Origin of the sequence: Acidovorax sp. LjRoot117, assembly GCF_964252695.1 — a bacterium.
In the GTDB taxonomy this organism is placed as follows: Bacteria; Pseudomonadota; Gammaproteobacteria; order Burkholderiales; family Burkholderiaceae_C; genus Acidovorax.
Genome location: NZ_CAXUPO020000009.1, coordinates 112,311 through 133,781 on the forward strand (window position 1 = coordinate 112,311; position 21,471 = coordinate 133,781).

At 65.5% G+C, this 21,471-nt stretch carries 20 protein-coding genes, 1 tRNA gene, 1 pseudogene and 1 riboswitch; of the genes and pseudogenes, 13 read left to right on the forward strand and 9 right to left on the reverse strand.

The features are described 5' to 3' along the window. Positions 1 to 88 precede the first annotated feature (88 nt). Both ACSQ3D_RS20635 and ACSQ3D_RS20640 read right to left on the reverse strand, forming a co-directional pair. Positions 89 to 1,870, reverse strand: a complete 1,782-nt coding sequence (locus ACSQ3D_RS20635) for an IlvD/Edd family dehydratase (protein ID WP_436128142.1) — start codon at positions 1,868 to 1,870, stop codon at positions 89 to 91. Positions 1,871 to 2,019: 149 nt separating this feature from the next. Beyond that, positions 2,020 to 3,027 (reverse strand): TRAP transporter substrate-binding protein, encoded by a 1,008-nt coding sequence (locus ACSQ3D_RS20640; RefSeq protein WP_056412860.1) that lies wholly within the window; start codon positions 3,025 to 3,027, stop codon positions 2,020 to 2,022. Between the two features lie 215 nt (positions 3,028 to 3,242). Here ACSQ3D_RS20640 and ACSQ3D_RS20645 point away from each other — a divergent pair, with 215 nt between their 5' ends. The 3 genes from ACSQ3D_RS20645 (at position 3,243) to ACSQ3D_RS20655 (ending at position 5,802) form a co-directional block, all read left to right on the forward strand. Then, positions 3,243 to 4,175, forward strand: coding sequence for a LysR substrate-binding domain-containing protein (locus ACSQ3D_RS20645; RefSeq protein ID WP_436128202.1), 933 nt, complete (start codon positions 3,243 to 3,245; stop codon positions 4,173 to 4,175). 141 nt (positions 4,176 to 4,316) lie between these two features. Continuing rightward, positions 4,317 to 4,799 (forward strand): hypothetical protein, encoded by a 483-nt coding sequence (locus tag ACSQ3D_RS20650; protein ID WP_056412866.1) that lies wholly within the window; start codon positions 4,317 to 4,319, stop codon positions 4,797 to 4,799. 107 nt (positions 4,800 to 4,906) lie between these two features. Beyond that, positions 4,907 to 5,087, forward strand: a riboswitch (FMN riboswitch). 205 nt (positions 5,088 to 5,292) lie between these two features. Then, positions 5,293 to 5,802 (forward strand): 6,7-dimethyl-8-ribityllumazine synthase, encoded by a 510-nt coding sequence (locus tag ACSQ3D_RS20655; RefSeq protein WP_056165209.1) that lies wholly within the window; start codon positions 5,293 to 5,295, stop codon positions 5,800 to 5,802. Between the two features lie 135 nt (positions 5,803 to 5,937). On the opposite strand, the gene ACSQ3D_RS20660 is transcribed toward ACSQ3D_RS20655, so the two are convergent. Beyond that, complete coding sequence (locus ACSQ3D_RS20660) at positions 5,938 to 7,527, reverse strand: methyl-accepting chemotaxis protein (RefSeq protein ID WP_436128143.1); 1,590 nt, start codon at positions 7,525 to 7,527, stop codon at positions 5,938 to 5,940. Between the two features lie 361 nt (positions 7,528 to 7,888). On the opposite strand from ACSQ3D_RS20660, the gene ACSQ3D_RS20665 reads away from it, so the two are divergent. Then, positions 7,889 to 9,547, forward strand: coding sequence for a hypothetical protein (locus ACSQ3D_RS20665; RefSeq protein ID WP_436128144.1), 1,659 nt, complete (start codon positions 7,889 to 7,891; stop codon positions 9,545 to 9,547). A gap of 343 nt (positions 9,548 to 9,890) precedes the next feature. On the opposite strand, the gene ACSQ3D_RS20670 is transcribed toward ACSQ3D_RS20665, so the two are convergent. Both ACSQ3D_RS20670 and ACSQ3D_RS20675 read right to left on the reverse strand, forming a co-directional pair. Continuing rightward, positions 9,891 to 11,165: a CaiB/BaiF CoA transferase family protein gene (locus ACSQ3D_RS20670; protein ID WP_436128145.1), complete on the reverse strand. Its 1,275-nt coding sequence runs from the start codon at positions 11,163 to 11,165 to the stop codon at positions 9,891 to 9,893. 505 nt (positions 11,166 to 11,670) lie between these two features. After that, the gene (locus ACSQ3D_RS20675; protein WP_056165206.1) at positions 11,671 to 12,867 is read right to left on the reverse strand and encodes an acyl-CoA dehydrogenase; all 1,197 of its coding nucleotides are present in this window, start codon (positions 12,865 to 12,867) and stop codon (positions 11,671 to 11,673) included. 183 nt (positions 12,868 to 13,050) lie between these two features. On the opposite strand from ACSQ3D_RS20675, the gene ACSQ3D_RS20680 reads away from it, so the two are divergent. The 4 genes from ACSQ3D_RS20680 (at position 13,051) to ACSQ3D_RS20695 (ending at position 15,793) form a co-directional block, all read left to right on the forward strand. Next, on the forward strand, positions 13,051 to 14,004 hold the full coding sequence (locus tag ACSQ3D_RS20680) for a LysR family transcriptional regulator (RefSeq protein WP_436128146.1): 954 nt from the start codon (positions 13,051 to 13,053) through the stop codon (positions 14,002 to 14,004). Positions 14,005 to 14,089: 85 nt separating this feature from the next. Beyond that, positions 14,090 to 14,305 carry a hypothetical protein gene (locus ACSQ3D_RS20685; protein ID WP_056412877.1) on the forward strand — a complete coding sequence of 72 codons (216 nt, stop codon included), beginning with the start codon at positions 14,090 to 14,092 and terminating at the stop codon, positions 14,303 to 14,305. A 3-nt stretch (positions 14,306 to 14,308) separates the two neighbouring features. Next, a complete protein-coding gene (locus tag ACSQ3D_RS20690; protein WP_436128147.1) occupies positions 14,309 to 15,229 on the forward strand; it encodes a DUF6279 family lipoprotein in 921 nt (306 codons plus the stop codon). Positions 15,230 to 15,580: 351 nt separating this feature from the next. Continuing rightward, positions 15,581 to 15,793, forward strand: coding sequence for a hypothetical protein (locus ACSQ3D_RS20695; RefSeq protein WP_056422285.1), 213 nt, complete (start codon positions 15,581 to 15,583; stop codon positions 15,791 to 15,793). Positions 15,794 to 15,853: 60 nt separating this feature from the next. Here ACSQ3D_RS20695 and ACSQ3D_RS20700 read toward each other — a convergent pair whose 3' ends face one another. Together ACSQ3D_RS20700 and ACSQ3D_RS20705 are read right to left on the reverse strand one after the other, a co-directional pair. Further along, positions 15,854 to 16,162, reverse strand: a complete 309-nt coding sequence (locus tag ACSQ3D_RS20700) for a zinc finger Ran-binding domain-containing protein (RefSeq protein WP_436128148.1) — start codon at positions 16,160 to 16,162, stop codon at positions 15,854 to 15,856. 150 nt (positions 16,163 to 16,312) lie between these two features. After that, positions 16,313 to 16,825: a hypothetical protein gene (locus ACSQ3D_RS20705; protein ID WP_436128149.1), complete on the reverse strand. Its 513-nt coding sequence runs from the start codon at positions 16,823 to 16,825 to the stop codon at positions 16,313 to 16,315. A 144-nt stretch (positions 16,826 to 16,969) separates the two neighbouring features. Here ACSQ3D_RS20705 and ACSQ3D_RS20710 point away from each other — a divergent pair, with 144 nt between their 5' ends. Further along, entirely contained in the window at positions 16,970 to 17,392 is a 423-nt protein-coding gene (locus tag ACSQ3D_RS20710) for a DMP19 family protein (protein ID WP_436128150.1), read from the forward strand. Between the two features lie 348 nt (positions 17,393 to 17,740). Here the strand turns inward: ACSQ3D_RS20710 and ACSQ3D_RS20715 are convergent. After that, positions 17,741 to 17,897 (reverse strand): annotated as a pseudogene (locus tag ACSQ3D_RS20715) (peptidylprolyl isomerase); the annotation flags it as partial. 157 nt (positions 17,898 to 18,054) lie between these two features. Here ACSQ3D_RS20715 and ACSQ3D_RS20720 point away from each other — a divergent pair. Next, positions 18,055 to 18,804 (forward strand): lysozyme inhibitor LprI family protein, encoded by a 750-nt coding sequence (locus tag ACSQ3D_RS20720; protein ID WP_436128151.1) that lies wholly within the window; start codon positions 18,055 to 18,057, stop codon positions 18,802 to 18,804. A 515-nt stretch (positions 18,805 to 19,319) separates the two neighbouring features. Here ACSQ3D_RS20720 and ACSQ3D_RS20725 read toward each other — a convergent pair. Then, positions 19,320 to 19,404 (reverse strand) — tRNA-Leu (locus ACSQ3D_RS20725). 40 nt (positions 19,405 to 19,444) lie between these two features. On the opposite strand from ACSQ3D_RS20725, the gene cysM reads away from it, so the two are divergent. The 3 genes from cysM to ACSQ3D_RS20740 all read left to right on the forward strand — a co-directional run bounded on the left by cysM (position 19,445) and on the right by ACSQ3D_RS20740 (position 21,291). Further along, positions 19,445 to 20,347, forward strand: coding sequence for a cysteine synthase CysM (cysM, locus tag ACSQ3D_RS20730; protein ID WP_436128152.1), 903 nt, complete (start codon positions 19,445 to 19,447; stop codon positions 20,345 to 20,347). Between the two features lie 95 nt (positions 20,348 to 20,442). Next, positions 20,443 to 21,009 carry an NUDIX hydrolase gene (locus ACSQ3D_RS20735; RefSeq protein WP_436128153.1) on the forward strand — a complete coding sequence of 189 codons (567 nt, stop codon included), beginning with the start codon at positions 20,443 to 20,445 and terminating at the stop codon, positions 21,007 to 21,009. A gap of 54 nt (positions 21,010 to 21,063) precedes the next feature. Continuing rightward, positions 21,064 to 21,291, forward strand: coding sequence for a sulfurtransferase TusA family protein (locus tag ACSQ3D_RS20740; RefSeq protein ID WP_056167055.1), 228 nt, complete (start codon positions 21,064 to 21,066; stop codon positions 21,289 to 21,291). Positions 21,292 to 21,471: the final 180 nt, after the last annotated feature.

Genomic DNA, 21,471 nt, shown 5'->3' on the forward strand with positions numbered 1-21,471 from the left:
GCTTGTCGAAACGCTGCGCAAGGCTTCGACAAGCTCAGCCCGAACGGTGGGGAGGGGGGAGGGCTCGGGCCTCGCATCGCCCACCCCATCAATGGTTGTGCCGCGGCGTGTGTTCCGAAATCCGCCGGTAGTCCAGCGCAAAGTCGAGCGTCGCTCCATCCACCAGCTGCCCGGTCTTCTCGCGGTACAGCGCTTCCCAGGGCGACTGGCTTTTGGGAACAGGTGGCGTGGGCAGCTCGCGGCGGCGGCGCTCGATCTCTTCGGGCGCCACCAGCGCATCGCACCGGCCCGTGTTCAGGTCGATGCGAATCGTGTCGCCGCTGAGCAGCCATGAGAGGCCGCCGCCCACCGCGCTTTCGGGTGAGACATTCAGGATCGACGGGCTGTCGGCCGTGCCCGACTGGCGTCCATCGCCCAGCGTGGGCAGGGTGTTGATGCCGCGTCGGATCAGTGCGTCGGGCGGCTGCATGTTGACCACCTCGGCCGAGCCCGGCCAGCCGATGGGACCCGCGCCGCGCATCACCAGGATGCAGCCTTCGTCGATGCCGAGCGACGGGTCGTTGATGCGCGCGTGGTAGTCATCGGCCCCTTCGAACACCACGGCGCGCGCTTCGAAGATGCCCTCTGCGCCTGGCGTGTTCAGGTAGCGCTGGCGGAAGGCTTCGGAGATCACCGAGGTCTTCAGGATGCCGAAGTCGAAGAGGTTGCCGTGCAGCACCAAAAAGCCGGCTTTCTCCATCAACGGCGCGTTGAAGGGGAAGATCACCTCGCGGTCGCGCGTCTCGCGGCCCTGCAGGTTGTGGGCCAGGGCCTTGCCGGTCACGCTCAAGGCACCGGCATGCAGGCGGCCGGCCTGCTGCAGCTCCCACATCAGCGCCGGCACACCGCCTGCGCGGAAGAACCGTTCGCCCAGGTATTTGCCGGCGGGCTGCATGTTCAGCAGCAGGGGCAGGTCGTAGGCATGCTGCGTCCAGTCCTCGGGGCGCAAGTCCACGCCCGCGTGGCGGGCCATGGCCATGATGTGCACCTGCGCATTGCTGCTGCCCCCGGCCACGCTGACCACGGCCAGCGCGTTGAGAAAACTCTCGCGGGTGAGGATGCGTGAAGGGCGCAGGTCCTCGAAGGCCATGTCCACGATGCGCCGCCCGGTCTCGTACGCCATCTGCCCGCGTTCGCGGTAGGGGGCCGGAATGGCGGCGCAGCCCGGCAGCGACAGGCCCAGCGCCTCAGCGACCGCGTTCATGGTCGATGCGGTGCCCATGGTGTTGCAGTGGCCGGCCGATGGCGCGCTGCTGCAGGCGCGCTGCAAAAATTCTTCTTCGTCGATGTCGCCCGCGGCCAGCTGGCGGCGGCTGCGCCAGATCACGGTGCCCGAGCCCACCAGTTCGCCGTCGTGCCAGCCGTCCAGCATGGGGCCGCCCGAGAGCACGATGGCCGGGATGTCCACGGTGGACGCCGCCATGATGCCGGCCGGCGTGGTCTTGTCGCAGCCGGTGGTCAGCACCACCGCGTCGATGGGGTAGCCGTACAGGATCTCCACCAGCCCCAGGTAGGCCAGGTTGCGGTCGAGCGCAGCCGTGGGGCGGCGGCAGTTCTCGAAGATGGGGTGCACCGGGAACTCCATCGGGATGCCCCCGGCGTCGCGGATGCCCTCGCGCACGCGCCGGGCCAGGTCCACATGGATGCGGTTGCAGGGCGACAGGTCGCTGCCGGTCTGCGCGATGCCGATGATGGGGCGGCCCGAGCGCAGTTCTTCGGGCGTGAGCCCGTAGTTCATGAAACGTTCGAGGTAGAGCGCGGTCATGTCCGAGCGAGCGGGGTCGGCAAACCATTCGCGGGAGCGGAAGGGGCGGCGGGGTGTTTGGGTCATGGATCGCGGTGTGTCAGCAGGAGGGACGGGCGCTGCGCCAGGGGGTTGCATGTGTGAGGTCGAACCACCAAGCCGTTCGGGCTGAGCCCGTCGAAGCCTTGCACAGCGCTCCGACAGCCCTCAGAGAACGGTGGGGCGGAGCAGAAAAACTACTTGCCGCCCCGCACCTTGGCCAGTTCCGCGTTCATCTCGCCCGTGGTCTCCTCGCCGAATTCCTTGGCGTACTTGGTCAGCACCGGCTGCAGCTTGGCGCGCATCTTGGCCTGCTCGGCGGGTGCGAGTTCGGTCACCTGCATGCCCGCCTTCTTCAGCTCGCCCAGTGCGGTCTCGCTGAACGCGCGGATGGTCTTGCGTTCGAACAGGGTGGCTTCGCGCGCGGCGTCCTGCACGATCTTTTGCTCCTGCGCCGACAGGCCGTCCCAGGTCTTCTTGGACATCAGCAGCACCCAGGCGCTGTACATGTGGCGCGACAGCACCAGGTGCTTTTGCACCTCATAGAACTTGCTCGACAAGATGGTGGCGGGCGGGTTCTCCTGGCCGTCCACGGCGGCCTGCTCCATGGCCGAGTACAGCTCGGTGAAGGGCATGGGCGTGGCGTTGGCGCCCAGGGCGTTGAAGGTGTCGAGGAACAGGGGGCTCTGGATCACGCGCAGCTTCAGGCCTGCCAGGTCTTCCGCCTTGGTGATGGGGCGGCGCGAGTTCGTCACGTGCCTGAATCCGTTCTCCCAGAAGCCCAGGCCCACCAGGCCCTTTTCGGGCAGCTTGGCCAGCAGCTTCTGGCCGAACGGGCCGTCGAGCACCGCGTCGGCTTCTTGCTCGTTGTTGAAGGTGAGCGGCAGGTTCAGAACGCCAAACGGCTTGATCAGCGCCATCAGCGTGGAGCTGTCGGGCACCGTCATCTCCAGCGTGCCGCCACGCAGTGCCGAGGTCATGCTCACGTCGTTGCCCAGCGAGCCGCTGGCGTACAGCTTGGCCACCAGCTTGCCGCCGCTCTTGGCCGAGAGCTGCTCGGCAAAGTGCTTGACGGCCTGCGCCTGGGGGTGGTCGTCGTTCAGGCCGATGCCGACCTTGAACACGTGGTCCTTGATCTGCGCCGACACAGGTGCGGCCATGGCGGCCAGCAATGCAGCGGCCAGGGCGAGTGATTTGAATTGCATGGTGTTTGTCTCCGAATATGGAATCGCTGGGGCACGGTGGGGCACGGCCCAAAGACGGTCCACCGGCGCCATCGGGTCTCTGCAGGACCCTCCCGACGCAGGCGAGAGATTAGGTTTGGCTGGGCGCCGGGTCCACTCACTTTTTTGCTAGCATCCATTCCAAATGCTGATGACTTGCCGTGGCCTCCACCCTTGGTTCGGGTAAACCCCTGTCGATGGCGCAGGCCTGCGCGCGGCTGCGCTTTCGGCACCTGCAGTTCCTGGACATCCTGGGCCAGACGCGCAACCTGCGCCTGACGGCCGAGCAGATGCACATCACGCAGCCGGCGGCCACCAAGATCCTGATGGACATCGAGGAGATCCTGGAATCGCGGCTCTTCGATCGCCTGTCGCGCGGCATGCGGCCCAACGAGCTGGGGCTGTTCACACTGCGCTACGCGGCCAGCGCGCTCGCCGGCCACCGCAAGTTCGTCGATGAATTCAACGCGCTCAAGGAGGGCGGCCACGGCCACCTGACGATCGGCGCCATCACAGGGTCGGCCGCGCATGTGCTGACGGCGTCGGTGGCCGAGATCCAGCGCCTGCGCCCGCTGCTGGTGCTCAAGGTGCTGGAGCAAAGCAGCGACCAGTTGATCGTGTGGCTGGCCGAGCGCAAGATCGACCTGATGATCGGCCGCTTCACCGACGAGGTGCAGCGCGCGCAATTCCACTACGAACGCCTGTCCAACGAGCCGTTGCTGGTGGTGGGCGGCCTGCACCACCCCCTGCGCGGCGCGCGCGACCTGGACATGGCGGAGCTGTCGCACTGGCCGTGGATCCTGTACCCCGCGTCCACCGCGGTGCGCAGGGTGTCGGACGACATCTTCGGCCGCAACGGCCTGGCGCTCAGCTCGGGCGTGGTGGAGACCCCGTCGTTCCTGTTTGCGCTCCAGATGATGCAGACCACCGACATGCTGTCGCTGCAGCCCCAGGCGCTGGTGGAGCGGTACATCGCCAAGGGCCTGCTGGCCCGCATCCCCGTGGACCTGCCCGACCGCATGCCCGACTACGGCCTCATCACCCGGCTGGGAGAGTCGCCCACGCCTGCGATGCAGGCCTTCACCGACGTGCTGCGCGAGGTGGCAAGCCCTGCCGCCGATGGGCCCTGACCGGCCTGGCTGTGGGCGCCGTGGGCACTCGGCTATCGATAACCAAAGGTTATTGAAAATGCCTTGCAGCCGCGCCCGCCCGCCCGCCCGGGCCGTTATGCTCTGCGCCCTTTCCCCGAATCTTCTGCAAGCCTTCTCTCCATGCAAGACACCCCTGACACGCCCGACACCATCCAGGAACCGCGCCGTTGGTCCGACGGCCAATGGACCGCGCAGGTCATCAAGAACGAGGATGACGACGGCTGGGCGGTGTCCATGACGCTCAAGGGCGAGACGGAGCCCGCGCTGGTCGGCCCCTGGACCATGGGGCGCGACAAGAAGAACCCCAAGCCGCTCGACGTCTCGGCCTTCCACACCCTCGTCAAGACCGCCAGCGAGGTGCTGCGCCGCCATGAGCAGCAGTTGCATGCGCAGCTCAACAAGAACGTGTCGGTCACCGTCAACGGCCAGCGGCTGAAGGTGGCCCTGGCCATCGTGCCCGACGAAGAAGGCGCCACGGCCACGCTGAGTGCCCAGGACGATCTGGGTGAAGAACTGGCGCGGGTGCCGGCGCCGCCCACCTTCAAGCTCACGGCCGCGAGCGCCACGGCCTGGGTGGAGGGGGGCTTCGAGAAGCCGCGCTGACGGGTTGATGCGCCTCAACGGTCGCGGCAGGGCCATCGCGCAGGCGACTGCAGGGCACCAGGGTTTCCCCTAGAATCCGTGCGCCGGGCGGGATGTTTCCTGCACGGCAGCGTTCTCAGGGCGGGGCGAAATTCCCCACCGGCGGTATCTGCAGGCAGATGTCTTTGCATCTGCACTGCAGCAGCCCGCGAGCGCCCGGGCCGTGCCAGCAGTGGCCGCGGCCCGGGGTCAGCAGATCTGGTGAGATGCCAGAGCCGACGGTCACAGTCCGGATGAAAGAGATCGCGAAACCAGGGGCCGCCCGCAGGGGGGGCGCCGTGTGCGTGCTGGGTGCAGCGTGTCTGTCTTTTTGTGTCCGCGGGGTGGTGATGCGTCACGGCCCTGGGGTCCGGCCGACACTGCGGCACCGGTGCGCGCGGCGCCGCCCAGGCACGGCAGTCCTGTTCGCGCGCCCTGATTCTGGCAATCCTTTCCTCGCTTTTGAGATAAGTCCATGAATCAGTCCATTCCTTCCCAGACAGCCATCTCCGCCGCCACGGCGCGCCGCAGCGAACGCGTCGCGATCATCTGCGCCGGCTGGCACCGGGACATCGTCCACCAGTCGCGCGATGCCGCGATCGCCGAGTTCGGCCGCAACGGGCTGCCCGCCGGGCAGATCGAGCAGTTCGAAGTGCCCGGCGCCTTCGAGATCCCGCTCCTGGCCAAGCGCCTGGCGCAAAGCGGCCGCTACGACGCCATTGTGGCCTGTGCGCTGGTGGTCAACGGCGGCATTTACCGCCACGAATTCGTGACCACCGCCGTCATCGACGGCCTGATGCGCGTGCAGCTCGACACCGAGGTACCCGTGATGTCCGCCGTGCTCACGCCGCGCGACTTCCACGAGCACGAAGACCACCTCAAGTTCTTCCGCGAACACTTCGTGAAAAAGGGCACCGAAGTGGCCGACGCCTGCCTGCGCACCATGGCGCAGTACAAGGCGCTGGAGCCTGCGCACGGGGACTGAAAAACCCCAACCCTCTGTGGCGCCCGGGCGTGCTGGCACGCGAGCGTCGGATGCTATAAAAAATATAGCTATCAGCGCTTGATGCGCGAGCGGTCGCAGTCGATTGGTTTGAATGTCGACTGCACGCCAGGGGTCTCAGGCTGCAGCCAGCCGTGGCACGCCCCCTACCCGTACTCCGGCGCCTGCGTGCTGCTCGCCCGGCGACAGGCGAAACACCGCCACCGCGTCCACCAGCTGCTGCGCCTGCACCTTCAGGCTGTCGGCCGCTGCGGCGCTTTGCTCCACCAGCGCCGCGTTTTGCTGCGTGGCCTGGTCCATCTGCATCACCGCCTCGCCCACCTGTGCCACGCCCGCGCTCTGCTCGCTGCTGGCTGCGCTGATCTCGCCCACGATGTCGGTCACCCGGCGGATCGACGCCACCACCTCGGTCATCGTGGCGCCGGCCTTGTCGACCAACGCGGTGCCTTGCTCCACCCGCTCCACGCTGGTGTGGATCAGGCTCTTGATCTCCTTGGCCGCGGCGGCACTGCGCCCGGCCAGGCTGCGCACCTCGCTGGCCACCACGGCAAAGCCGCGGCCCTGGTCGCCTGCGCGGGCGGCCTCCACCGCGGCATTCAAAGCCAGGATGTTGGTCTGAAAGGCAATGCCGTCGATCACGCTGATGATGTCGGCGATCTTCTTGCTGCTGTCGTTGATGCCCTTCATGGTGCTCACCACCTCGGCCACCACGTCGCCGCCCTGCACGGCCACGGTGGATGCACTCACGGCCAGCTGGTTGGCCTGGCGGGCGTTGTCGGCGTTGGCCTGCACGGTAGAGCTGAGCTCCTCCATCGATGCCGAGGTTTCCTCCAGCGCGCTGGCCTGCTGCTCGGTGCGGGCCGACAGGTCGTTGTTGCCCTGCGCGATCTCGGTGCTGGCGGCGGCCACGTTGTCGGCGTTGTGGCGCACATGGCTCACCACGCCGGACAGGCTCAGTTGCATGGCGTGCAGCGCGTTCTGCAGCAGCGCGATCTCGTCCTTGCCGCGCACGGGCTGGGCCACGGTCAGGTCGCCGCTGGCCACGGCCTGCGACACCCGCACGGCGTTGTCCAGCGGGTTCACCACTGTGCGGCTGAACGCCACCGCGCCGGCCATGCCCAGCGCACACACCACCAGCATCACCACCAGGCTGATGGTGGTGGCCTGCCGGGCCGCGCCGGCTGCACCTGCCGCCACCTCGCTGCTGGCCTTGGCGATCAGGTCACCGGCCTGGTCCAGCAGCTGTGATGGCTCGCGGTCCATGCCCTGCACGGCCTTGTCGCCGGTCTCGGCATCGTGGCCGGCAGCCTTGAACGCCTCGAAACCCTTGCGATAGGCCACCCCCATGCGCTCATGCGCCTGGGCGAACTGCGCCACCCGGTCGCGCCCCGCGCCTGCGGGCAGGCTGGCCACCAGCTTCTGTGCACCGTCGTTGATGGCCTTCTCCTGTTTTTCAAACGCGGCCCAGTAGCGGTTGAGTTGCGCTGGGTCCTTGCCGCGCAGCAGCACGTTCTTCCACTCCTGCACCTGCACCTTGAAGTCGCTGAGCATGGCGGAGGCCAGCCGCTCATGCTCGAAGCTCTGCGCCACCGTGGTCTGGTAGGTGTGCAGCGCCTGGTTCAGGCGGCTGATGCCGAACAGCGCCGCCGCGAACAGCAGCAGCAATGCTGCGGTAAAAGCGAGGGGGAGCTTGAGACTGAGCTTCATGGCGGACTCCTGAGGTTCCACTACAACGGCGCCATCGCACAACGCATCGGGCGCGGAGATGCAAGCTGCAAAGTCTCTGCAGGCCGGCCAGCGGTGACGCACGGCGAGTGAGACTTCCGATGCCATTATGGGCACGTGTGTAAGTTTTTGTGTGCGGATTTAACGCGGTTGCTGAAAGGTGCGCACTGCGCCGCAGTAAGATGCCGCCCGCGGTGCAAGCCGCGCCCGGGCCCGCGGGAAGGGTTGAACCCACTTGCCACTCCTGGAGCACTCTGCGTGCTCCGTGCCGAGCTGACTTTTCTTTTCATCCTTTGTGCTGCCGGAGTTGCGGGCCGTCGGCGATCCATGCACGGAGGTTCTCGTGAAACGCATTCCCCCTCGGCCCGACCTGGGCCATCTCAAGAAACAAGCCAAGGACCTGCTCGCCCGCTACCGCAGTGGCGAGCCCGAGGCGTTGGCACGCTTTCGCATTGCGCTGCCGGCGGCTGCAGGCCAGGCTGACGAAGCCATCGCCGCCATGGGCCTCAGGCTGCACGACGCGCAGTCGTGCCTGGCGCGCGAGCATGGCTTTGCGTCGTGGGCCGACGTCCAGGGCTTTGTGCTGGCACGGCGTGCGCTGGAGGATGACCCGGAGCGCGCCACCCTGCAATGGCTGCGGCTGGTCTACGCTGGCGACATTGCAGGCGGCAACCACAGCGCCCGGCCCCGGCTGGCCGAACGCCTGTGGGCCGATGGCGCCATCCCGCAGGACGAAGGCCCGTGGCTCGCCTGTGCCGTGGGCGATGAGGCGCGCCTGCGCCAGGCCATTGCGCAAGACCCGGGCTGGGTGCACCGCGCTGGCGGGCCCTTGCAGCTGCCGCCGCTGCTGGCCGTGGCGCATTCCAGCCTGGCGCGGCTGCCGGCGTTTGCGGACCGCCTGCAGGCCTGCGTGGGCCTGCTGCTGCAAGCGGGTGCCGATGCCAACCAGCGGGTGGGCAGCCGCTGGCCCCCCGCGTCGCTGGCAGCGCCCGATGCAACGCACCCCCTGTCGGCGCTGTATGGCGCAGCGGGGCAGAACCAGCATGCCGGCATGGCGCGCCTGCTGCTGGACGCGGGCGCCGACCCCAACGATGGCGAGTCGCTGTACCACGCGCTGGGCAGCCTGGACTGCACGCGCATGCTGCTGGAGGCGGGCGCGCGGGTGCAGGGCACGAACGCGGTGTACAGGGTGCTCGACATGGACGACCTGCTTGCGCTGCAACTGCTGCTGACGCACGGTGCGGATGCGAACGAGCCCTTGGGCCAGGACGGCGGGCCCGCCCCCCACAGCGCGCCCCTGCTGTGGGCCCTGCGGCGGCGGCGATCGCTCGCACACGTGCAGGCGTTGGTGGCCGCGGGTGCCGACCCCGCCATGCGCACCGCCGACGGCACGGCGGCGCACATCCAGGCCCTGCGGTATGGGCTGCCGGCCGTAGCGGAGTTTCTGCGCACCGCGGCGGGCGGGGGCGAGGTGCCTGCCGACGAGCAGTTCATCGCCGCCTGCGCCGAGGCCGACGAGGCACGGGCGCGCACGCTGCTGACCGCCCTGCCTGGGCTGGTGCATGCGCTGTCGCCGCCCCAGCAGCGCCTGCTGCCCGAGCTGGCTGCCCAGGCGGACTGCGGCCATGCCGTGCGGCTGATGGTGCGCCTGGGCTGGCCCATCGACGCGAAGGGTGGCGACTGGGACGGCACCGCGCTGCACCTGGCCATCTTTCGGGGCGACGCGGCGCTGACCCGTTTCCTGCTGGAGCACGGCGCGCGCTGGCAGGCCACGCATGGCTTTGAGGACAACGCTTGCGGCGCGTTGTCGTGGGGTTCCATCAACACGCCCGAGCCCGGTGGCGACTGGGTGGGCTGTGCGCAGGCGTTGCTGGACCATGGCCTGCCGCCGGCAGCGCTTGATCCGAAGGGGTCCGAGGCGGTGCTGCTGGATGGGCGGCTGATGCGGTTCTCGGACGATGTAACGGAGTGCTTGCTGGAGGCTGCAGCGCCGATGGCGTGAAGCGAAACGCGTTCACCTCTATCCCACCACATCCCACCGTTCACGCTGAGCCCGTCGAAGCGCCGCGTGAGGTTTCGACGGGCCTGTCCTGAGCCCGTCGAAGGGCTCAGCCCGAACGGTTGAGGGAGGTTCGAGCCGATCCGGGATTCCGACCAGCTGACATTAGGTTGGGACGGGAAAGTAGCTGCAGAAAAAGCAACGCCCCGCATCGAGTGAGGCGGGGCGTCGCGGATGATTGATCACGGATCACGGATCACGGATCACGGATCACGGATCACGGATCACGGATCACGGATCACGGATCACGGATCACGGATCACGGATCACGTCGGTCAGCGAGTGGCTACACCACGCCCGTCGCCCGCAGTGCTGCAATACGCTCGGCACTGATCCCCATCTCGGCAAGCACCTCGTCCGTGTGCTGACCCAGCGCCGGCGGCGCATTGCGCAGGACCGGCGGCGTGGCCGACAGGCGCAGCGGGCTGGCCACGCCGGTGATCTGCTGCACGCTGTCGGTGGCGGCCTCGCCGTCCTTCCAGCGCGGCAGCGTCACCGCCAGGCCGCGCGCTTTGACCTGCGCATCGTCGAACGCCTGCGCAATCGTGTTGATGGGGCCGCAGGGCACGGCCTTGTCTTCCAGCAGCGCGATCCAGTCGGCGGTGGTGCGCGTGCGCGTCACGGCCTCCATGGCGGGGATCAGGTCGGTGCGGTGCTTCACGCGCAGCGTGTTGGTGGCAAAGCGCGGGTCGGTGCCCCACTGGGGCTGGCCGGCCGCGGCGCAAAAGCGCTGGAACTGCCCGTCGTTGCCGATGGCCAGCAGCATGTTGCCGTCGGCGGTCGCAAAGTCCTGGTAGGGCGCCAGGCTCGGGTGGCTGTTGCCCATGCGCTCGGGGGCCTTGCCGGTGGCAAGGAAGCCTGAGGCCTGGTTGGCCAGCACGGCCATGCCTACGTCCAGCAGCGCCATGTCGATGTGCTGGCCCTGGCCGGTGCCAGTGGCCGCGTTGTCGCGCACATGCAGCGCGGCCAGGATGGCGTTGCTGGCGTACAGGCCGGTGAACAGGTCGATCACGGCCACGCCCACACGCATGGGGCCGCCGCCGGGCTGGCTGTCGGCCTGGCCGGTGATGCTCATGAGGCCGGTCATGGCCTGCACCATCAGGTCGTAGCCCGCGCGCTCGGCGTACGGGCCGTCCTGCCCGAAGCCGGTGACCGAGCAGTAGATGAGCCGCGGGTTCAGCGCGCGCAGGCTCTCGTGGTCCAGGCCGTATTGCTTCAGGCCGCCGACCTTGAAGTTCTCCACCACGATGTCGGCCTCTTGCGCCATCTGCCGGATCAGCGCCTGCCCGTCGGGCGAGGCCATGTCGATGGTGACCGAGCGCTTGTTGCGGTTGCAGGCGGTGTAGTAGCTGGCCTGGTTCGTGTCGTTGCCCTCGGCGTCCTTCAAGAAGGGCGGGCCCCACTGGCGCGTGTCGTCGCCCACGCCGGGGCGCTCCACCTTGACCACATCAGCACCCAGGTCGGCCAGCACCTGCGTGCACCAGGGGCCCGCGAGCACGCGGGAGAGGTCGAGGACCTTGATACCGGCCAGGGCGCCTTGGGGGGAGAAGGGTGTGGTCATGGTGTTGTTACTATGAAATTGATAGCTGGTGGCGCTTGTCTGGCAAGCGATGGAGGCCTTTTATGCCTCAAGATACGTGCTCAGGGCGCGTTGCAGACTCACTCTCCCTCGTGGGCGAAGGGTTGGGGAGAGGGGGCGGCGCAGGCATGGCGCAGCCGCAGACCCCTCTCCCCCGGCCCCTCTCCCGCAAGGGGGAGAGGGGAGTGTCGACACAACACAGCCCCCGATAGGCTCCCGTATTCGCTCCCTCTCCCCTCGCGGGAGAGGGTTGGGGAGAGGGGGCACAGGCATAGGCGCACGCCGCAGACCCCTCTCCCCCGACCCCTCTCCCGCAAGGGGAGAGGGGAGTGTCGACACAGCACCGCGCCCCATAGGCCCCCGGATTCCGCTCCCTCTCCCCTCGCGGGAGAGGGCTGGGGAGAGGGGGTGATCAAGCACAACGCATGCGCCGCTACGCCCCCTCCCCCAGCCCCTCTCCCACAAGGTCAGAGGGGAGTTTCACGTCTCAGTTCGAGAACGCCGCAATCCCCGTCTGCGCACGGCCCAGGATCAGCGCGTGCACATCGTGCGTGCCTTCATACGTGTTCACCACTTCCAGGTTCACCAGGTGGCGCGCCACGCCGAACTCGTCGCTGATGCCGTTGCCGCCCATCATGTCGCGCGCCAGGCGGGCGATGTCCAGGGCCTTGCCGCAGCTGTTGCGCTTGATGATGGACGTGCCTTCCACGCTGGCCGTGCCCGCGTCCTTCATGCGGCCGAACTGCAGGCAGGCCTGCAGGCCGATGGCGATCTCGGTCTGCATGTCGGCCAGCTTTTTCTGGATGAGCTGGTTGGCAGCCAGGGGGCGGCCAAACTGCTTGCGGTCCAGCGTGTACTGGCGGGCGGTGTGCCAGCAGAACTCGGCCGCACCCAGGGCGCCCCAGGCGATGCCGTAGCGCGCGCTGTTCAGGCAGGTGAAGGGGCCCTTCAGTCCCTGCACTTCAGGAAACGCGTTTTCTTCAGGCACGAACACGTCGTCCATCACGATCTCCCCCGTGATCGATGCACGCAGGCCCACCTTGCCGTGGATGGCAGGAGCCGTCAGCCCCTTCATGCCCTTGTCCAGCACAAAGCCGCGGATGGGGCCCACCGCGCCGCCTTCGGATACTTCCTTGGCCCAGACGACGAACACATCCGCCACGGGGCTGTTGGTGATCCACATCTTGCTGCCCTTGAGCTTGTAGCCGCCATCGACCTTGTAGGCGCGCGTGGCCATGCTGCCAGGGTCGGAGCCGTGGTCGGGCTCGGTCAGGCCGAAGCAGCCGATCCACTCGCCGGTGGCGAGCTTGGGCAGGTACTTCTGCTTTTGCGCTTCGGTGCCGAACTCATGGATGGGCACCATCACCAGCGACGACTGCACGCTGGCCATGGAGCGGTAGCCCGAATCCACACGCTCCACCTCGCGGGCGATCAGGCCGTAGGCCACGTACGACAGGCCGGGGCCGCCGTACTGTTCGGGGATGGTGGGGCCCAGGAGGCCCACTTCGCCCATCTCGCGAAAGATGCTCACGTCCATCTTCTCGTGGCGGAAGGCGTCCAGCACGCGGGGTGCCAGCTTGTCCTGGCAGTAGGCGGCGGCAGCGTCCCGGATGGCGCGCTCGTCGTCGGTCAACTGCTGGCTCAGGAGGAAAGGGTCATCCCATTGAAAAGAGGCGTGGGCCATGTGCGTGTCTCCAGGTGGAAAAAAAAGGGGTGGCAATAAAGGTGTTCTGGGGCGCATCGTAGGCCTCACCCCACCATGCCGCAAGCGAGTTCTTTTCATCCAGATATGCATGAATGGAATGTATGGAATACTTTGTGCCAGATACCGCCTGCCCAGTCGGCAGCGTACAAGTTCATCTTCATCATGCGCCGCAATATTCCATCGACCCAGGCCCTGGCCTGTTTTGAAGTCGCCGCCCGCCACGAGAGCTACACCCGCGCCGCGCAAGAGCTGGCGCTGACCCAAAGCGCCGTCTCGCGCCAGATCCAGGCACTGGAAGAATTTCTGGGCGTGCAGCTGTTTCGCCGCACCCGCCACGGCGTGGTGCTGACGCCTGCCGGCGCGCACTATGGCCGCCAGGTGGCGCGCTGGCTGCAGGGGCTGGAGCGCGACACGCTGGACGTGATGGCCCACCAGGGCGAGGGCGGCACGCTGTCGCTGGCGGCCGTGCCCACGTTCGCCACGCGCTGGCTCATACCGCGCCTGCCGCAGTTGGCGCAAGTGCACCCCGACATCGTGGTGCACATCGATACGCAGACGCGGCCGTTTCTGTTTGCCGACACCACCTTCGACGCCGCGCTGTACGCCGGCACGCCGGAGCAGGTGGCCAACTGGCCCGGCGTGCAAGCCCAACTGCTGATGCACGAAGAGGTCGTGCCAGTGTGCAGCCCCCGCTTGCTCGAATCCGCCGCGCCACGCGGCCGGGGCCGCGCCCACCAGCCGGTGGCGGCCGAAGCGCTGGCCGAGTTGCCCCTGCTGCAGCAAAGCACGCGCCCGTATGGCTGGCGGCAGTGGTTCGATGCGATGGCAGTGGAGGCGCCCCACGCGCTCGACGGCCCGCGCTACGAGCTGTTCTCCATGCTGGCCGTGGCGGCCACGCACGGCATGGGCGTGGCGCTGATCCCGCCGCTGCTGATCGAGGCGGAGCTTGCCAGCGGCGAACTGGTGGTGGCCTGCGCCCGGCCCCTGCGCGGCGAGCGCGGCTACTACCTCATCAGCCCCGCGCAACCCGCGCAGTCCCCGGTGTTGACCGCGTTCTCACGCTGGTTGCAGGACATGGCCGCGTTGGGGGGCAGTCCGATGCCGGGACCCGGCTAATGCGCTTGCATGCGCCTTCTGGCTGAACTAATCTGGCGCTGCAAGGATCAGTCAACACATAAATCACAACCTGAAAGCGCCCTCCATGACGACCTACCATGCACCGCATTTCGATCCCACCGTCGACGAGATCGAAACCCTGAAGCAACTCGAAATGGGCCAGACCATCACCATGCCCCACGCGCTCAAGGACCACGTGTCCGCGCGCCTGCTGGAATGGGGCTTCATCGCCAAGGGCACCTCCGGAGACCTGACCATCACCCCCAGCGGCCGCCAGCTCATACGCCGGCAAGACAACTGACCCGTGGCACACCACACCGCTGTTGCAGCGCCGGCTTTGAAGCGCACGCCCCTGTCGGGCAAGGCCCGCGCCCTGCGCGCGGTGGTGCTGGGCGCCGCCGTGGCGCTGCTGCTCCAGGGCTGCAGCACCGTCAAGCTGGCCTACAACCAGGCGCCGCAGCTCATGGCGTGGCAGATCAACCGCTACCTGGGCCTGTCGGACGCGCAGAGCGAACGCGTGCGCGACGAGCTCGATGACCTGCACCAGTGGCACCGCGACACCATGCTGCCCCAGCATGCCCAGGTGCTGCAGAAGGTCCAGCGCCAGCTGGCGGACGACGTGACCGCGCAGCAGGCCTGCAGCACCTACGCCGATATCCGCACCCAGCTCGACCAGGTGGTCAGCCAGGCCGAGCCCAAGATGCTGTGGCTCGCATCGCAGCTGACGGACAGCCAGATCCGCCAGCTGGAGCGCAAGCAGGCCGACAGCAATGCCGACTGGCGCAAGGAATGGCTCGACCCCACGCCCGAGAAACTGCGTGAGCACCGCTTCAAGGAACTGCTCTCCAAGGCCGAAGGCTTCTATGGCCGGCTGGACGAGCCACAAAAGGCCGCGCTGCGCGCCTTCATCGCCCAGTCCTCCTTCGACCCTCAGCGCACCTACAACGAACGCCTGCGCCGCCAAAAGGACCTGGTGCAGGTGCTGCAGACCGTGGCCCGCGACCGGCAGAACACCGCCCAGACGAAAACCCTGGTGCGCGAGTACCTGGCCCGGTTCGATCAATCCCCCGACCCGGCTTATCGCAGCTACGCACAGACGCTGCTGACCGAAGGCTGCGCCGGCTTTGCACAGGTGCACAACGCCACCACGCCGGCCCAGCGCGTGAAGGCGGTGGCATCGGCCAAGTCGTACGAGCAGGATTTCATGACGCTGGCTGCGCAGTGACGGGGTAGAGCCGTGCAGGTCGTGGGGGCCGCGGTGGCGAACCAGCAGGCCTGACTGGTGCGGGATGGTTGGCTACAGCTTGCGGCGACGAGGTTTGACCGGCAGGGGCTGGCAGGTACTGTGGCTGTTGAGCGCTGCTGCCCGCTGACGTGCAGTCAGGCCGTAGCTGCAGGCATTGACGCGCGAAGCCAGACCACATGCTGATCGGTGGTCCCACGGCGTATTGCGGCCTGCGACGGCGTGCAACTGCGTGCCGCTGGTCGCCTTGCATCCCGTGGCAATCCCCCATGGCGTCTTTTGCGCATTTGGGTAGATCATGGGGTCCTTGCTTGGCACTTGCAGGAGACCCCGATGGACAACGCTGTCTATGTAAAGCTCAAGGGCATCGTGATTCAGGACTTGCTGAAAGACCCACACCGCGCCCAATTCCACGAGCGCGAACTCAAGACCGAGGACCTGACGCCAGAGTACCGGCGGGCGGTGGAAGAGGCGCTCGCCGAGCTTCGTGCGGCGCAGCGGTCACGCGGTGCTGCTGCCGCTGCGGCACAAACGCAGCGCAAGTGAGCAGGCCTTATCCCGGCATCTGCTTTTCAAAAACCAAAGTTCAGTCAGCGCGCGCCAGCCTCAGAGTTCGTGCTTGGCTTTGAGAAACAGTCGCCCGAGGAGCGAACCCACGACGCCTGCCACCACTGCGGACAGGTAAATCTGCCGGTCCGAAAGCCAGTGCTCCGTCAGGACAAACTTCAAAAGCACGGCGGTCAGCGCAAAACCGAAGAAAGCCCCGATGCCCGAGTACATGCGCGCGTCGAGTGCGTTCGCAGCCTTCTTGAACCCCTCCGAGTGGCCCGCCGCCTCGTGAATCAGCGTCGTTTGGCACCTCATGCACCTCACGTCGGTCGCTGCATTGAGGTTGTTGCATGTCGGACATTGCATGATCGGCGATCCCTCCTGTTTTTGTGGTCTGCCGAATGTATCGCTGAACGTCGGGCGGTCCGGTCACCAGGTCTGCTCCGTCCAACCGCCGCGCATTGTCGAAGGGTTGAAGGCAGCTGGCGCAGTTCCGATTGACCGAGAGGTGGGGCGCTATCGGTCGAAGTACCACTGCAGAAATTTCCCAGCGGTCTCAGGCTCTGCCATCTCGAGAACTGCCTCAGCAATAGCATGCTGTCCTTGAGCGGCGGCCGTGGCAGACAGCGCGCAAGCAACAACCCCGCGCTCACGTTGACTGGCGAGCGCCAGCGCTGCCAGCGACGGAAGGCGCACAAGAGAACTGAAATAGGCTTCTGAGAGGTCTTCAGGAACTTCGATTCCACCTTTTGCACGGCAGATTTCTACCCATGCGGGGAATTGAAGGAATGAAGAATCGGCTTCGGCTGGTGCGATTGCCAGCGCGGCAACGACATGTGGAACAGCGGCGAACGACGCGGAATAAACGTCGCCTTGGTGAGCGAGTGCGCTCCACAGACTGAACCAAGGCTCGGCAGTACCCTCCGATGACGGGAGAGAGCTCAATTGAGCGAGCAGCGCGGGGATATCCACCGCGCTGCCGTATGCGTGTTGCAGTTCTGACCACCGCTCACTCGTCAAACTCAGCACAACAATTCCTCATGACGTCTGTATCCTGTAAAAACCTGCGGGAGACACAGGACTATGACTACGCAGCTGCTCGCGGCCCACTTGATGCAAGGACACGCGCCGCGCGTGTCAGCAGGTCCGACCAAGGCTCGCTGAATACCCATCATGGATGACCTCGACTACGTTCTGGAACGCATTGATCCTTGGGTCTCGAAGTTCATTTCTTCAGGGACAACAGATATGACTCCGCTGCAGGTCGTCGGCGTGGGCGTATGGCTGCTGGAAGCGAAGGTGAACAACGGCGGGTTCGATCAGTATTACTCCAATTCCGCCGGGGCTCTGGCGGTTCCCACCGTGTCCGCGCTTGAAGCCATCGGCGCTAGCAATACAGCCCACTTGCTGGCGGCAGCCAATGCTGAGTTTCCACACGCCATGCCGCCGGTAGACCGAGAGAAACGCCGACAAGCTCTTGACTCGGTCAGAGAGACTGCGCGATTCGGCGCACTGGAGCGGGAGTTCTACCAAGATCAAGAGCACCGTGTATCGCTTCTGGCGAGCTATCTCAGGGCGCACGTCCTTGATGCCTGATATCAGAAAAGGACTGGCAAGCGGACAGTCCACCACCGTCCGATTTCGTCGCCCGTGTTGTTTGCTGTTCGTAAGTTGGCAGCGGCATACGGCCGGGCGGCTCGGTCGGTTTGGTGGGCTTTGATGGGCTTTGATGGGTTTGCCGATTGTCCAATTGCGTAGATGGCCGTGGACTGCATGGATAGCTAAGCTGCTGATTACAAAGCAGAAAGAAAAAGTCCAGAAGAGCTTGGACTCTTCTGGAGTCGTTCGTGGTGCCGGACCCATCCCATCCCGAACAAGTACAAGCGCTAGACGCTGAGCGTTCTTGCTGGTGCCTTGGCCGTCCGGTCTGAGCCGCTCGGTCTAGCGCACATCGTCAAGGCGGATGACGTGGTAGCCAAACTGGCTCTTGATGGGGGTCTCGGTGGTCTTGGCCTTTTTCGAGTGTGAAGAGGGCGGCGCTGAACTCGCTCACGTAGCGCGAAGGGTCGGCCGTATCCAGGTCGCCACCCCATGAGCCGGAGGCTGATACGCAGAGATGCGGTGCGCGAGTTGTGCCGGTGCTACCTTAAAAATTTGCTCTTCTGCTCCAAAATTGAGTTAACAGGCCAATGGGAATTGCTCCTACAGTGAGAGCAAATTTTTTATACTTTAATAGGCATTCTTGGGTGTTAATTCTGATGGCATCAAAGAAATTCAAGTCCGCCAATATATTCAAAGTAGAAATGAAAAAACCTTTATTTATCGGCATTGCTCTCGTCGCCATGAACCTTTCTGCTTCGGCGTGGGCTCAGACCGCAGGCCAATTCATGAATAATCCAGCGTTTACCGGTCAAAGGCCGGCGCAGTGCATCTCAACACTTGAAATGCAGCAATGCGCTGCACATGACTTGCGTGATGCAGATGCCGAGATGAGCAAGCACTATGCTGAGTTGCGTGCTACCCTGAGTACAGCTGCTCGAAAGACTCTTTTGACCGAGCAACGGGCGTGGTTGAAATCGCGTGATCGGGACTGCGTCTCCAAAGGGCGCAGTGGCGGCACGATGGCTTCTGTAGCCGTTGCTAGCTGTTGGGTTGAAGTAACTAAATCTCGCTCTTCATCGCTGGAGAAAGAACTCGGGTCGAAGGTGAATTCTGCAGCTCCTTTGCCAGCATCCGCGTTTCTCGGCCGCTGGCGCGGCGGCGAAGGCACTGTAATGAAAATTACGCGCGAAGGCGATCGCCTCTTGATTGACAATCAGTGGGGCTTGGACGCGGATATGCATGGCAAATTTGTTGGCACCATTACAGCGGATGGTCTTCGCTTCGAGCGTAATGGTGTGACCGAGACTGTGCGTCCTGGTATGGGAGATTCCGTAAATCGCAGTGCGTTGAGAGGAAAAAAGGACTGCCTTGTGGTTTCGCGCGATGAAGGCTATTGCCGATATTAGTACGATATTTATTGGAAATAAAAACGATCTTTTGAGATTGGCGCTTCTTAGCATTGACTGCTTTTAACTGATTGCAGACCAACGCAAAAATGCTCCAATATCACTGCCGGGGCCTTTTGCATTCAGCGCCAAGCGTATGCCTGGTAGGAATCATCGCGACGCTCAGGCCGCCGCAGCATCTTTCGCTCGCTGTAACTGCAATGCCTGCACCGGCGTCAGGTACGCATGCCCAGCGCCTCCACTCGGGCTGTTCCAAAGCCTCCGGCCGCTCCAGCGCCACGGCCTTGAGGCGATCAGGGACGGACGGCCATGAACAAGCGACTCCCGCATGTGTGCGGGCTGTACACATGCGGGAGTCGGTCGATTTGGATCAAGGGGCCAAAGAGAAGCCGAGTTCGGGCCATTGGCCAAGTCCGGGGGTGGACTGGTCTGGACGGGTACGGGCAGCCAAGCTGCTGATTCCACAGGACAAATAAAAAAGTCCAGAAGAGCATGGACTCTTCTGGACTCGTTCGTGGTGCCCGGGGCCGGAATCGAACCGGCACGCCTTGCGGCGGGGGATTTTGAGTCCCCTGCGTCTACCAATTTCACCACCCGGGCTGGAATTCGTGAAGCCGCAAATTATGGCACAGTAGGGCGCATGAAATATCCGACGATTGAAGATGCGGTTGGCAACACGCCGCTGGTCGCGCTGCAGCGCATTGGGGCTCAGGACAATGCCGCGCGCGGCAACGTGGTGCTGGGCAAGCTGGAGGGCAACAACCCGGCGGGCTCGGTCAAGGACCGGCCGGCCCTGTCGATGATCCGCCGGGCCGAAGAACGCGGGGACATTCGGCCCGGTGACACGCTGATCGAGGCCACGTCGGGCAATACCGGCATTGCGCTGGCGATGGCGGCGGCGATCAAGGGCTACCGCATGGTGCTGGTGATGCCCGAGGACCTGTCCATCGAGCGCGCCCAGACCATGAAGGCCTTTGGCGCAGAGCTGGTGCTCACCCCCAAGAGCGGCGGCATGGAGCATGCGCGCGATCTGGCCGAGGCGATGCAAAAGCGCGGCGAGGGCAAGGTGCTCGACCAGTTCGGCAACCCGGACAACCCGCGCATCCACTACGAAACCACCGGCCCCGAGATCTGGGAGCAGACCGATGGGCGCATCACGCACTTCGTGAGCGCGATGGGCACCACGGGCACCATCACCGGTGTGTCGCGGTTCCTCAAAGAGAAGAACCCGGCCATCCAGATCATCGGCGCGCAGCCGGAAGAGGGCTCGCGCATCCCCGGCATCCGCAAGTGGCCGCAGGAGTACCTGCCCAAGATCTACGACGCGAGCACGGTGGACGAGCTGGTGTACGTGAACCAGGACAACGCCGAAGACATGTGCCGCCGCCTGGCGCGCGAAGAGGGCATCTTTGCGGGCATTTCTGCCGCCGGGGCTTGCTGGGTGGCGCAGCAGATCGCCGCGCGCTACAGCAACGCCACGATCGTCTTCGTGGTGTGCGACCGGGGCGACCGTTACCTGTCCACCGGCGTGTTCCCCGCCTGATCGGGAAGAAGGCCGGCTGCGTGACCTTCTTTTTTAATGAAAATGGCCGCTACCGCTGGATGAACGTGCGCCAACAGCTATCAAAATAAGAGCATATGCACTACGAAACCCGCTTCTGCACCCACTGCGGCACCGCGCTGCAGCCGATCACCCTGGCCGAAGACGGTGGCGACAAGGAGCGTCTGCGCTGCCCCGCCTGCGGCTGGACGCACTGGAACAACCCCACCCCGGTGCTGGCCGCCATCGTGGAGGTGGACGGCCGGGTGCTGCTGGCGCGCAACGCGGCCTGGCCGGCCAAGATGTTTGCGCTGATCACCGGCTTCATGGAAGCGGGCGAGTCGCCGCAGGAGGGCATTGCGCGCGAGGTGAAGGAAGAGACCAACCTCGACGTGCTGTCCACCACCATGGTGGGGGCGTACGAGTTTCTGCGCATGAACCAGGTCATCATTGCCTACCATGTGGTGGCGCAGGGCGAGGTGCGGCTGTCGCCCGAACTGGTGGATTACCGGTTCTATGACCTCGACAAGCTCAAGTGCTGGCCTGCCGGCACGGGCTATGCGCTGGCCGACTGGCTGCGCACGCGCGGGCACGAGCCGGTGTTCTTCACCGCCGAAGAAAATGAAGAGCGCCGCCGCGGCCTGAACCTGCCGCCCAAAGACTGAAGCACAAGACAAGACAAGACAAGACAAGACAAGACAAGATACGGACACAACACCATGGACATCCACAAAGAAGTCGACACGCGCGGCCTGAACTGCCCCCTGCCCATCCTCAAGGCCAAGAAGGCGCTGGCCGACATGGCCAGCGGCCAGCTGCTCAAGGTGGTGGCGACGGACAGCGGCTCCCTGCGGGACTTTCAGGCGTTTGCCAAGCAGACGGGCAATGAGCTGGTGGAGCAGCAGACGGTGGGCGAGGAATACATCCACGTGCTGCGTCGGCGTTGACGACCTGACGGGTACACGCACGGAGGCACCGCAGGCGGTTCACGCCGCGGCGCGTCCTGTGCAGGGCTGGGGCCACGGGCGCACGCCCGGCCATCAAAAAAGAAACCCTCTCGCAGCGTTTGCTGGGAGAGGGTTTTTTGTTGTGCAGGCACGGTGTTGTGACTGGGCGGCGGTCAGCTT

Excerpts from the sequence above, each read along its gene's own strand:
- ACSQ3D_RS20635 (WP_436128142.1), bottom strand. The coding sequence starts at position 1,870 with ATGACCCAAACACCCCGCCGCCCCTTCCGCTCCCGCGAATGGTTTGCC.
- ACSQ3D_RS20640 (WP_056412860.1), bottom strand. The coding sequence starts at position 3,027 with ATGCAATTCAAATCACTCGCCCTGGCCGCTGCATTGCTGGCCGCCATG.
- ACSQ3D_RS20645 (WP_436128202.1), top strand. The coding sequence starts at position 3,243 with ATGGCGCAGGCCTGCGCGCGGCTGCGCTTTCGGCACCTGCAGTTCCTG.
- ACSQ3D_RS20650 (WP_056412866.1), top strand. The coding sequence starts at position 4,317 with ATGCAAGACACCCCTGACACGCCCGACACCATCCAGGAACCGCGCCGT.
- ACSQ3D_RS20655 (WP_056165209.1), top strand. The coding sequence starts at position 5,293 with ATGAATCAGTCCATTCCTTCCCAGACAGCCATCTCCGCCGCCACGGCG.
- ACSQ3D_RS20660 (WP_436128143.1), bottom strand. The coding sequence starts at position 7,527 with ATGAAGCTCAGTCTCAAGCTCCCCCTCGCTTTTACCGCAGCATTGCTG.
- ACSQ3D_RS20670 (WP_436128145.1), bottom strand. The coding sequence starts at position 11,165 with ATGACCACACCCTTCTCCCCCCAAGGCGCCCTGGCCGGTATCAAGGTC.
- ACSQ3D_RS20675 (WP_056165206.1), bottom strand. The coding sequence starts at position 12,867 with ATGGCCCACGCCTCTTTTCAATGGGATGACCCTTTCCTCCTGAGCCAG.
- ACSQ3D_RS20680 (WP_436128146.1), top strand. The coding sequence starts at position 13,051 with ATGCGCCGCAATATTCCATCGACCCAGGCCCTGGCCTGTTTTGAAGTC.
- ACSQ3D_RS20685 (WP_056412877.1), top strand. The coding sequence starts at position 14,090 with ATGACGACCTACCATGCACCGCATTTCGATCCCACCGTCGACGAGATC.
- ACSQ3D_RS20695 (WP_056422285.1), top strand. The coding sequence starts at position 15,581 with ATGGACAACGCTGTCTATGTAAAGCTCAAGGGCATCGTGATTCAGGAC.
- ACSQ3D_RS20700 (WP_436128148.1), bottom strand. The coding sequence starts at position 16,162 with ATGCAATGTCCGACATGCAACAACCTCAATGCAGCGACCGACGTGAGG.
- ACSQ3D_RS20710 (WP_436128150.1), top strand. The coding sequence starts at position 16,970 with ATGGATGACCTCGACTACGTTCTGGAACGCATTGATCCTTGGGTCTCG.
- ACSQ3D_RS20720 (WP_436128151.1), top strand. The coding sequence starts at position 18,055 with ATGGCATCAAAGAAATTCAAGTCCGCCAATATATTCAAAGTAGAAATG.
- cysM (WP_436128152.1), top strand. The coding sequence starts at position 19,445 with ATGAAATATCCGACGATTGAAGATGCGGTTGGCAACACGCCGCTGGTC.
- ACSQ3D_RS20735 (WP_436128153.1), top strand. The coding sequence starts at position 20,443 with ATGCACTACGAAACCCGCTTCTGCACCCACTGCGGCACCGCGCTGCAG.
- ACSQ3D_RS20740 (WP_056167055.1), top strand. The coding sequence starts at position 21,064 with ATGGACATCCACAAAGAAGTCGACACGCGCGGCCTGAACTGCCCCCTG.